The organism is Kitasatospora sp. NPDC004272 (assembly GCF_053603035.1).
Map to the genome: position 1 here is coordinate 44,445 of NZ_JBSGET010000041.1, position 10,195 is coordinate 54,639.

Annotated in this window: 10 protein-coding genes; 7 read left to right on the top strand and 3 right to left on the bottom strand. The window is 74.3% G+C overall.

Features of this window, described 5'->3' with window-relative positions:
- Positions 1–193 precede the first annotated feature (193 nt).
- Positions 194–1,336: a glycosyltransferase family 4 protein gene (locus ACWEO5_RS15310; protein ID WP_452162844.1), complete on the top strand. Its 1,143-nt coding sequence runs from the start codon at positions 194–196 to the stop codon at positions 1,334–1,336.
- A gap of 140 nt (positions 1,337–1,476) precedes the next feature.
- Here ACWEO5_RS15310 and ACWEO5_RS15315 read toward each other — a convergent pair whose 3' ends face one another.
- Entirely contained in the window at positions 1,477–3,273 is a 1,797-nt protein-coding gene (locus ACWEO5_RS15315; RefSeq protein ID WP_452162845.1) for an AMP-dependent synthetase/ligase, read from the bottom strand.
- A 248-nt stretch (positions 3,274–3,521) separates the two neighbouring features.
- On the opposite strand from ACWEO5_RS15315, the gene ACWEO5_RS15320 reads away from it, so the two are divergent.
- From ACWEO5_RS15320 to ACWEO5_RS15340, 5 genes are all read left to right on the top strand, one after another.
- Positions 3,522–3,953 (top strand): SRPBCC family protein, encoded by a 432-nt coding sequence (locus ACWEO5_RS15320; RefSeq protein WP_033252361.1) that lies wholly within the window; start codon positions 3,522–3,524, stop codon positions 3,951–3,953.
- 8 nt (positions 3,954–3,961) lie between these two features.
- Positions 3,962–5,128, top strand: coding sequence for an ArsA family ATPase (locus tag ACWEO5_RS15325; protein ID WP_452162846.1), 1,167 nt, complete (start codon positions 3,962–3,964; stop codon positions 5,126–5,128).
- 55 nt (positions 5,129–5,183) lie between these two features.
- A complete protein-coding gene (locus ACWEO5_RS15330) occupies positions 5,184–5,495 on the top strand; it encodes a DUF5304 family protein (protein ID WP_452162847.1) in 312 nt (103 codons plus the stop codon).
- Positions 5,496–5,691: 196 nt separating this feature from the next.
- On the top strand, positions 5,692–6,633 hold the full coding sequence (locus ACWEO5_RS15335) for an ROK family glucokinase (RefSeq protein WP_344554712.1): 942 nt from the start codon (positions 5,692–5,694) through the stop codon (positions 6,631–6,633).
- A gap of 145 nt (positions 6,634–6,778) precedes the next feature.
- Positions 6,779–7,540 (top strand): endonuclease/exonuclease/phosphatase family protein, encoded by a 762-nt coding sequence (locus tag ACWEO5_RS15340; protein ID WP_452162848.1) that lies wholly within the window; start codon positions 6,779–6,781, stop codon positions 7,538–7,540.
- A 106-nt stretch (positions 7,541–7,646) separates the two neighbouring features.
- On the opposite strand, the gene ACWEO5_RS15345 is transcribed toward ACWEO5_RS15340, so the two are convergent.
- A complete protein-coding gene (locus tag ACWEO5_RS15345) occupies positions 7,647–8,267 on the bottom strand; it encodes a hypothetical protein (RefSeq protein ID WP_452162849.1) in 621 nt (206 codons plus the stop codon).
- A gap of 10 nt (positions 8,268–8,277) precedes the next feature.
- Positions 8,278–9,057 (bottom strand): alpha/beta hydrolase, encoded by a 780-nt coding sequence (locus ACWEO5_RS15350; protein ID WP_452162850.1) that lies wholly within the window; start codon positions 9,055–9,057, stop codon positions 8,278–8,280.
- 176 nt (positions 9,058–9,233) lie between these two features.
- Between ACWEO5_RS15350 and ACWEO5_RS15355 the strand changes: the two genes are divergently transcribed.
- On the top strand, positions 9,234–10,088 hold the full coding sequence (locus tag ACWEO5_RS15355) for a lysophospholipid acyltransferase family protein (RefSeq protein ID WP_452162852.1): 855 nt from the start codon (positions 9,234–9,236) through the stop codon (positions 10,086–10,088).
- The last annotated feature ends 107 nt before the right edge of the window (positions 10,089–10,195 follow it).

The following is a 10,195-nucleotide window of genomic DNA, read 5'->3' on the forward strand; positions in this document are numbered from 1 at the left end:
GGAGCGACGCCCCGCCCGAAAGGTTGCGACGGCGGTCCCAACCTTCACCGAACCGTGTCCGAGCCCCCCTTGCGGGGCCCGGGCCGCACCCCGCCGCACTGCGGGGCCGTGTTCCCGGTGAACGGACACGGTGACCTATCGTACGGACCACGCACAGGTAGTCCGAGCACCCCCCGACCGAGCGAGCCGAGGCATGCACAAGACCCTCATCGTCACCAACGACTTCCCGCCCCGGCCCGGCGGCATCCAGACGTTCATCCACAACATGGCCGTCCGGCAGCCCGCGGGCTCGATCGTGGTGTACGCCTCCACCTGGCGCGACGGCCGCGAGGTCGCCGAGTTCGACGCCCGGCAGCCCTTCCCGGTGATCCGCGACCGGACCAGGATGATGCTCCCCACCCCGCGGGTCACCCGCCGCGCCGCCGACCTCCTCCGCGCCGAGGGCTGCACCTCGGTCTGGTTCGGCGCCGCCGCCCCGCTCGGACTGATGGCCCCCGCGCTGCGCCGGGCCGGCGCGCAGCGGCTGCTCGGCATGACCCACGGGCACGAGGCCGCCTGGGCCCAACTGCCGCTCTCCGCCCAACTGCTGCGCCGGGTCGGGGCCGGCACCGACGTGCTGACCTACCTCGGCGAGTACACCCGGTCCCGGATCGCCCGGGCGGTCGGACCGGACGCCGCCCGGCGGATGGTCCGACTGCCGCCCGGCGTCGACGAGACGGCCTTCCGGCCGGACTCCGGCGGCGACGCCGTACGGGCCCGGCTCGGGCTCAGCGAACGGCCGGTGGTGGTGTGCGTGTCCCGGCTGGTGCCGCGCAAGGGCCAGGACACCCTGATCCGCAGCTGGCCGCGGGTGCTCGCCGCCCACCCCGACGCGGTGCTGCTGATCGTCGGCGGCGGCCCCCACCGGGCCGAACTGGAGAAGCTCGTCGACACGGTGGGCGTCCGCCCCTCGGTGGTCCTCACCGGCGAGGTGCCCTGGGAGGAGCTCCCGGCCCACTACGGGGCCGGCGACGTCTTCGCGATGCCCTGCCGCACCCGGCGCGGCGGACTCGACGTCGAGGGCCTGGGCATCGTCTACCTGGAAGCCTCCGCCACCGGGCTCCCGGTCGTCGCCGGGGACTCCGGCGGGGCCCCGGACGCGGTCCGCGAGGGCGAGACCGGGTACGTGGTGCCCGGCAAGGGCGGGGAGACGCTGCTCGCGGAGCGGCTGGTGCGGCTGCTCGGCGACGAGGGCCTGCGACGCCGGATGGGCGAGGCGGGCCGCGCGTGGGTGCACGCGGCCTGGCGCTGGGACACGCTCGCGGAACGGCTCACGGGGGTGCTGCAGGCCCGCTGAGCGCCGCGCTCGGCGGGGCGAGCGCGCCAGCGGGATCGCGGGACGGTGCGAGTTCGTGTCCTGCGGCGCGATCCGGCTGTGCGTGCTCGGTCGGCCGCGCAGTTCCTCGCGCCCCTGTCGGGGCGTCTCCCGGGTGGGCCCTACCGGGTGTAGAGGCTCTCGATCTCGGCGGCGAAGTCCTTGAGGACGACGTTGCGCTTGAGCTTGAGGGAGGGGGTGAGGTGGCCGCCGGCTTCGGTGAAGGTGGTGGTGAGGAGGCGGAACTTCTTGACGGCTTCGGCGTGCGAGACGGCCTGGTTGCCGTCGTCGATCGCGGCCTGGACGGCGGCGAGGAGGTCGGGGTCCTCGCGGAGCTGTTCGACGGTGGCGTCGGCGGGCTTGCCGTTGAGGGCCTTCCAGCGGGGGAAGAACTCGTCGTCGACGGTGACCAGGCAGGCGATGAAGGGCTTGCGGTCGCCGACCACCATGACCTCGCCGACGATCGCGTGGGCGCGGATGCGGTCCTCGATCACGGCGGGGGCGACGTTCTTGCCGCCGGCGGTGACGATGATCTCCTTCTTGCGGCCGGTGATGGTGAGGTAGCCCTCGTCGTCGAGGGTGCCGAGGTCGCCGGTGGCGAACCAGCCGTCGCGGAGGGCGTCGGCGGTGGCGGCGGGGTTGTTCCAGTAGCCGGTGAAGACCTGCGGGCCCTTGAGCAGGACCTCGCCGTCCGCGGCGATCCGGATCGCCGAGCCGGGGAGCGGCTGGCCGACGGTGCCGATCTTGGGCTTGTCGTGCGGGTTGAAGGCGGTGGCGGCGCAGGACTCGGTGAGGCCGTAGCCCTCCAGGACGACGAAGCCGATGCCGCGGTAGAAGTGGCCGAGCCGTTCGCCGAGCGGGGCGCCGCCGGAGATGGCGTAGCGGCAGCGGCCGCCGAGGGCGTTGCGGAGCTTGCCGTAGACCAGCTTGTCGAAGACCGCGTGCTTGATCCGCAGGCCGAGCGAGGGGCCGCCGTCGTCGAGGGCGCGGCTGTAGGCGACGGCGGTGTCGGCGGCGCGGTCGAAGATCCCGCCCTTGCCGTCGGCCTGGGCCTTGGCGCGGGCGGTGTTGTAGACCTTCTCGAACACCCTGGGGACGCCGAGGATCAGGGTCGGCCGGAAGGAGCCGAGCTCCTCGGTGACGTTCTTGATGTCGGAGACGTGGCCGAGCCGGACCGGGGCGATGGCGGCGGCGATCTCGGCGATCCGGCCGAGCACGTGGGCGAGCGGCAGGAACAGCAGGACGGAGGACTCGCCGGTGCGGAACAGTTCGGGCATCCGGGCGGTGACGTTGCCCAGTTCGGCGAGGAAGTTGCCGTGGGTGAGCACGCAGCCCTTGGGGCGGCCGGTGGTGCCGGAGGTGTAGACGAGGGTGGCGGTCGAGTCGGGCCCGGCCAGCCGGCGGCGTTCGGCGATCACGGCGTCGTCCACGCCGGCGCCGGCCCGGGCGAGGGCGGCGACGCCGTCCCGTTCGATCTGCCAGGCGTGCTTCAGCTCCGGCAGTTCGGCGCGGACCCCGTCGACCACGGCGGCGTGCTGGTCGGTCTCGGTGACGACGGCGAGCGCGCCGGAGTCGCCGAGGATCCAGCGGACCTGCTCGGCGGAGGAGGTCTCGTACACCGGGACGGTGACCGCGCCGGCGGTCCAGATCGCGAAGTCGAGCAGCGTCCACTCGTAGCGGGTGCGGGACATCACGGCGACCCGGTCGCCGGGGCCGACGCCGGAGGCGACCAGGCCCTTGGCGACGGCGTGCACCTCGACGAGGAACTGGGCGGCGGTGAGGTCCTGCCACTGCCCGGCGGACTTGCGGCTGAGCACAGCGACGCCCGGGTGGCGCTCCGCGTTCTGGTGGACCAGGTCGGCGAGGTTGCCGTCGCTCGGTACCTGGTAGCGGGCCGGAAGGCTGAACTCGTCGAGCAAGACTGCTCCTCGTCTGCGACGCTGCGGGACGACTGGACGTTACTGCCGGGTAGGCACGTTCGACCAGAGGGGTCGGCCCCGGTGTTCCGATCGTCACACCGCAGGTCGGACGTGCGGGGCGGCCGAATCGAACCCTACGGCAGCCCGGAGGTGACCCGCCGGTAGGTGCCCGCGCGGGAAGCGGGCGGCCCCGCCCGCGATAGCCTCTGCTGGGCGCACAGCAGCACAGGGAGATCGCGGAGGCCGCAATGGCGGAGCACACCAGGTCGAGCATTGTCATCGACGCCACCCCGGCCGAGGTCATGGCGGTGATCGCCGACTTCGCCGCGTACCCGCAGTGGACCGGCGAGGTCAAGGAGATCGACGTCCTGGAGGCCGGGCCCGACGGCCGCGCCGCCAAGGTGCGGCTGCTGCTGGACGCCGGGGCGATCCGCGACGAGCACACCCTCGCCTACACCTGGGACGGCGACCGCGAGGTCAGCTGGACCCTGGTCAGCAGCCAGATGCTGCGCGCCCTGGACGGCTCGTACGCGCTCGCCCCCGCCGGGAAGGGCACCGAGGTCACCTACCAGCTGGCCGTGGACGTCAAGATCCCGATGCTCGGCATGATCAAGCGCAAGGCCGAGAAGGTCATCATCGACCGGGCACTGGCCGGGCTGAAGAAGCGCGTGGAGGGCTGACCGGGCCCGTGGCCACCCGCACCGTACTGGTCAGCGGCCCGGAGTCCGGCCGGATCGCCGCCGCCACCGCCCTGCACCACGCCCGGCAGGGCAGCGACACCCTGCTGCTGGCCGCCGACGACCCGCACCGCGCGGTGGACGACCTGCTCGGCGTCCGCCTCGGACCCGAACCCGTCGAACTGGAACGGCACCTGGCGGCCGCCCGGCTCGACGAGCAGGCCGCCTTCCGGGCCGCCCTGGACGGCTACCGCGACCGGCTCGCCCCCGCGCTCGACCTGATCGGCGCCCAGCCGCTCGACCCCGAGGAACTCGCCCCGCTCCCCGGCACCCGCGCCCTCGCCCTGCTGCGCGCGCTGCCCCGGGCCAAGGCCGAGGTGCTGGTGGTCGCCGCGCCGCCGCCCGCCGAACTGATCGCCACCCTCGCGCTGCCCGCCCAGCTGGAGCGCTACCTCGCCCGGCTGCTGCCCGAACAGCGCCAGGCCGCCCGCGCGCTGCGCCCGCTGCTGGCCAACCTGGCCGGCCTCCCGCTGCCCACCGACCGGCTGTTCGAGGCCCGGGCCGCCGCCTCCGCCGCGCTCGCCGAGGCCGCCGCCGCGATCACCGCCCCCGGCACCACCGTCCGCCTCGTACTGGACGCCGCCCGCCCCGCGCCCCGCGCGCTGGCCCGGATCCGGGCCGGACTCGCCCTGCACGGCCTGCCGCTGGACGCGGTGGTCGCGCACGGCGCGCTGCCCGCCGCCGCGGCTGGCTCCGCGGACCCCTGGCTGGCCGCGACGGCCGCCCGGCAGGACGAGCAGCTCGCCGCCGTCGCCGAACGGCTGGGCGAGGTGCCGGTGCTGGTCGCCCGGCAGCCCGACGGCGGCCTGGAGGCGCTCGCCGAACGCCTCTACGCCACCGGCGCCCCCCGGCCGCCCGCCCCCGCCGACCCCCGGGTCGAGGACCGGCTGGCCGCCGACAACCAGCTGCTCTGGCACCTGCCGCTGCCCGGCGCCGACCGGGGCGAGCTGGAACTGCTGCGCCGCGGCGACGAGTTGGTGCTCGGCGTCGGAGGTTACCGGCGGGTCCTGGCACTCCCGTCCGCGCTGCGCCGTTGCACGGTCAGCGGGGCCGGGCTGGCGGACGGGGTGCTGTCGGTGCGGTTCACGCCCGACCCCGCGCTCTGGCCGCGCGGGTAGCCGGGCGGACGGGACCGTACGGGTCGAACGGGTTGGACGGATGGGGAGTGGCACGGTGAGCACCGAACAGCAGCAGGAACAGCAGGAGCAGGAGCGGGAACGGCCGGGCGGGGCGGGGGAGTTCGCGCCGTTGGTCGAGGAGGTGCGCAGGTTCGCCGCCGCGGTGGGCGTCAAGGCGGTGGAGATCGGCGGCCGGCTGCGCGAGTCCAACCCCGAGGTGTACGGCCACCTCGCGGCCGCGGGCGGGGAGTTGCTGGCCGCCTACCGGGCCGCCGTCGTCCGGCACGAGCGGAACTGGTCCGCGCCCCGACGCGCGGAGGCCGAACGGGTGGACCTGGACGGGGCCGCCGAAGGGCCCGACAAGTAATCAAACCGGCCGAACAGTGGCGTCACGCTACGGTCACGGCTCACTACCGAGCGGTACCGTTGGTATGACTTCTGAAGGCACCATGACCAATGGATCGGCAATTGCCTTCGAATAATGTACGCCTGGCTGTATACGCGGAGACCCCTCAGCGGGTACGGTTCCGCTGAGCGGGAACGAGTGAATAGCTGAGGGACACATGGCTCTGACCATCGGCGTGGACGTCGGCGGTACCAAGATCGCAGCAGGCGTGGTCGACGAGTCCGGCGAGATTCTGGCCAAGACCCGGGTGCCGACCCCGGCCGACCCCCAGTGGGCGGTCGATGCGATCGCCCAGGGCGTACGGGAGTTGAAGGAGCAGTACCCCGACGTCGCGGCGGTCGGTGTCGGCGCCCCCGGGTTCGTCAACCGGGACCGCTCCACCGTCCTGATGGCGCCCAACATCGCCTGGGAGAACGAGCCCCTCAAGCAGCGGGTCGAGGAGCTCACCGGCCTGGAGACCGTCGTCGAGAACGACGCCAACTGCGCCGCCTGGGCCGAGTTCCGGTTCGGCGCCGCCGCCGAGTACGAGGACATGGTCCTGATCACCGTCGGCACCGGCATCGGCGGCGGCATCGTCCTCGACGGCCGGCTGCACCGCGGCCGGTTCGGCGTGGCGGGCGAGATCGGCCACCTCAACATGGTTCCGGACGGCCTGGAGTGCGGCTGCGGCGGCCACGGCTGCTGGGAGCAGTACGGCTCCGGGCGCGCGCTGCGCCGCTACGGCCGCGAGCGCGCCGCCGCCGACCCGATCGCCGGCAAGCGGATGCTCGAACTCAACGACGGCGTCGCCGAGACCATCCGCGGCATCCACATCACCGAGGCCGCCGCGGAGGGCGACGCGCTGGCGCTGTCCTGCTACGCGGAGCTGGCCGACTGGCTCGGCCGCGGCATGGCCGACCTCGCCGCGCTGTTCGACCCGGGCGTCTTCGTCCTCGGCGGCGGCGTCTCCGACTCCGGCAACCTGCTGCTCGACCCGGTCACCGACAGCTTCCACAAGTACCTGACCGGCGGCCCGGCCCGTCCGGTCGCCAACGTGGTGCTGGCGTCGATGGGTTCGGCCGCGGGCATCGCGGGCGCGGCGGACCTGGCGCGGGTCTGACCCCGGCACCGGGCAGCACGGCTGGAGCACGCACCGCGAGGCCGCGACGGGTGGCAAGTCACCGCCCCCGTCGCGGCCTTGCCGTTCCCGCCGCGCGCTCCCCGGGCCCCTGAAATCGCGCCCCGGGTTTGTTACTGTCGGTCAGGTGACGGACACTGGGGTTGCGTTGGCGTCGTCCGGGGCGGAGCCGGACGGGGCGCGACGGGTACGGGTGCTGAGCTACAACGTGCGGTCGCTGCGCGACGACCGGGCCGCGGTGGCCCGGGTGATCCGGGCCTGCGAGCCGGACGTGGTGTGCGTGCAGGAGTCGCCGCGGTACTGGAAGACCGAGAAGGCCGCGGCCTGGCTGGCGCACGAGACCGGGCTGGTGATCCTCGCCGGGGGCGGGCGGGTGGCGGCGGGCCCGCTGCTGCTCGGCAACCTGCGGGTCGACCTGCTGGAACTGCGGGACGTGCTGCTGCCGAAGACCCGGGGACTGCACGCGCGCGGCTTCGCGAGCGCGCTGCTGCGGATCGGCGGGAGCCGGCCGTTCTCGGTGACCAGCTGTCACCTGAGCCTCGAACCGGCCGAGCGGCTGCGGCAGTTCGCCCTGCTGCGGGGTCAACTGCGGCCGGGGGAACCGGGGGTGATCGCCGGAGACTTCAACGAGCCGCCGGAGGGCCCGGGTTGGCGCGGCCTCGCGGCGGAGCTGACCGACGCGCACGCGAAGGCGCCCTGGGGCGGCACGTACACCTCGGTGCCCAAGCAGCCCTACCAGCGGATCGACGGGGTGTTCGCCACGCCGGACGTCGAGGTGCTCGGCTGCGGCGTGCCGTACCCGCTGCCGGGCGTCGCGGAGGCGGACCTGCGGGCCGCCACCGACCACCTGCCGGTGCTGGCGGCGCTGCGGATCCCGGCGCCGGAGTGAATGCGCCCCAGTGGCCCTTGGCGGCCCCGAGCGGCCCTCGGCGGCCCTCGGCGGCCCCCGCCCGGGGCCGAGCGGTCCGTCGGACTCCCGGGCGCGGCACGGCCGTTCAGACGACGGCGCCGCCGTTCGGGTCCTCCGGCTCGTCCTCGTCGCGGTCCTTCATCCGGGCCACCAGGGTGCCGAAGCCGCCGAGGAAGGACAGCAGGCCGACCCAGGCGGGCCAGCCGGAGACCTCGTGCCAGACCACGGCGTCGAACAGCAGCAGCGCGGGGCCGCCCAGGACGGCCAGCCAGGCGAACTTGGCGGTGGTGTCGGCGGGGGGCAGCGGCGGCGGCTCCGGCGGGACGAAGTGCCCCTCGTCCGGGTCCTCGGCGGGCGAGTAGTCGCGCGGGCCGTCGCCCGGGCGGGGGACCGGGCGCGGGGTGAAGTCGCCCAGGCCGCCGTTGCTGGTGGTCGGCGCGGTCGGCCCGCGCCGCTCCGGCCCGCGCTCCCGCTCGTGCTGCGCGCGCAGGTTCTCGACCTCGGGCCAGGCCGGGTCGGTGAGGTCGACCGGGTCGTCGAACTGGGCCACCAGCGCGGCGAAGATCGCGTCCTGTTCGGCCTGGCTGCCCCCGGCGGGGCGGCGCGGGACCGGCGCGGGCGCGGCCCCGGCGGCCTCCGGCTCGGCCGCCTGGGCGTCCTCGCGGGGCAGGTCCTCGTCGTCGTTCGCCTTGCTGGTCTCGTTCACATCCGGCCTTTCAACCCGAGTGGTTCCCGGCATCGACCGCCGCTGCCGGGGCCAGCCGCCGGACGAAGTCGAGGCTCGCCCCGAAGATCAGACCGGCGTCGTGGTCCAGCGTGGCCACGTGGAAGCTGCGCTCCAGCAGCAGCTCCGTCACATCGGTCGAGGATATCCGGGCGAGCACGGTGGCCGAGTTGCGCGGCGAGACCACGTGGTCCTGCGGACTGTGCAACAGCAGAACCGGCTGGGTCACCGAGGGCATTCCCGCCCGGACGGCCTTCCACAGCCGGGCCAGTGACCAGGCGGCGTGCAGCGGGACGCGGTCGTAGCCGACCTCGGCGGCGCCGGGCCGGGCGATGTCGCCGGCCACGCCCGGGAGCGAGGGGAGCAGGTGGCGCAGGAGCGGAAGAAGCACCGTCGCGGGGTTGTCGGAACGCACCGAGGGGTTGACGAGCACCAGTCCGGAGACCCGGTCGCCCTGCTCCGCGGCCAGCCGCAGGGCCAGCGAACCGCCCATCGAGAGCGCGCAGACGAAGACCCGCCCGCACTCGGCGGCCAGTTCCTCGAAGGCGGTCTCCACGGTGGCGTACCAGTCCTCCCAGCGGGTGGGCTGGAGGTCCTGCCAGCGGGTGCCGTGGCCGGGCAGCAGCGGGACGGACACGGTCAGGCCCGCGTCGGCGAGGTGCTCGGCCCACGGGCGCATGGACTGCGGGGAACCGGTGAAACCGTGCACCAGCAGCACGCCGACCGGACCGCCCGCTCGGCGGTACGGCTCGGCACCCGGCAACAGCGGCATGCGGGACTCCTGGAGGTGCGGTCAGGGTGAGGGTGGCTCGATGGTCCCACGGGCGGGATGCCCCGTACAGGGGCCCGGTGCGCGGACGGACGGTTCGCCGGTGCACCGGGCGGCAGGCGGGGGCATTAGGATCGTCCGGTCCGCACCTCAGGAGGCTCCGGTTGTTCTACCGACTGATGAAGATGATCGTCGCGCCGCTGCTGCGGATCTTCTTCCGGCCGTGGATGGAGGGCGAGGAGAACATTCCGGACGAGGGTCCGGCCATCCTCGCCAGCAACCACCTTTCGTTCTCCGACTCGTTCTTCCTGCCGGCCCTGCTCAAGCGCCGGGTGACCTTCATCGCGAAGGCCGAGTACTTCACCACGCCCGGCATCAAGGGCCGGCTGACCGCCGCCTTCTTCAAGGGCGTCGGCCAGCTGCCGGTGGACCGCTCGGGCGCCCGCGGCGCCGGTGAGGCGGCGATCCGCAGCGGCATCGCGGTGGTCGAGCGCGGCGAGGTCTTCGGCGTCTACCCCGAGGGCACCCGCTCGCCCGACGGCAAGCTGTACCGCGGCAAGGTCGGCGGCCTGGCCCGGGTCGCGCTGGCCACCGGCGCCCCGGTGATCCCGGTCGCGATGATCGACACCGAGAAGGTGCAGCCGCCCGGCCAGGTGATGCCCAACTTCGGTGTCCGGCCCGGCATCCGGATCGGCCGCCCGCTCGACTTCTCCCGCTACCAGGGCATGGAGAACGACCGGTTCATCCTGCGCTCGGTCACCGACGAGGTGATGTACGAGATCATGCGGCTGTCCGGCCAGGAGTACGTGGACATCTACGCGACCGCCGCCAAGCGGCAGCTCGCCGAGGAGAAGAAGGCCGCGGACGCCGACCGCAAGGCGCAGCAGAAGGCCGAGAAGGCCGAAGCGGCCGAGGCGGAGAAGGCCGCCGGGGCGGACAAGACCGCCGAGCCGGAGAAGGCCGACGGCGCCGCGGACGGAAAGGCCGCCGAGGGCGGTAAGGCCGCCGAGGGCGGGAAGGCCGACGGGGCCTGACGGGTCGTCACGGGGGAGTGCGGGGGGAGTTCGGACGATGGAGGACCACAGACCCGTCGCGGTGCCGCACCGGGCGCCACCCCGGCCGGCCCGGCCCGGGCCGGCCG

Bases quoted from the DNA above. Each gene is read 5' to 3' on its own strand.
- ACWEO5_RS15320 (WP_033252361.1), top strand. From the start codon at position 3,522: ATGGCGGAGCACACCAGGTCGAGCATTGTCATCGACGCCACCCCGGCC.
- ACWEO5_RS15310 (WP_452162844.1), top strand. From the start codon at position 194: ATGCACAAGACCCTCATCGTCACCAACGACTTCCCGCCCCGGCCCGGC.
- ACWEO5_RS15335 (WP_344554712.1), top strand. From the start codon at position 5,692: ATGGCTCTGACCATCGGCGTGGACGTCGGCGGTACCAAGATCGCAGCA.
- ACWEO5_RS15350 (WP_452162850.1), bottom strand. From the start codon at position 9,057: ATGCCGCTGTTGCCGGGTGCCGAGCCGTACCGCCGAGCGGGCGGTCCG.
- ACWEO5_RS15355 (WP_452162852.1), top strand. From the start codon at position 9,234: ATGAAGATGATCGTCGCGCCGCTGCTGCGGATCTTCTTCCGGCCGTGG.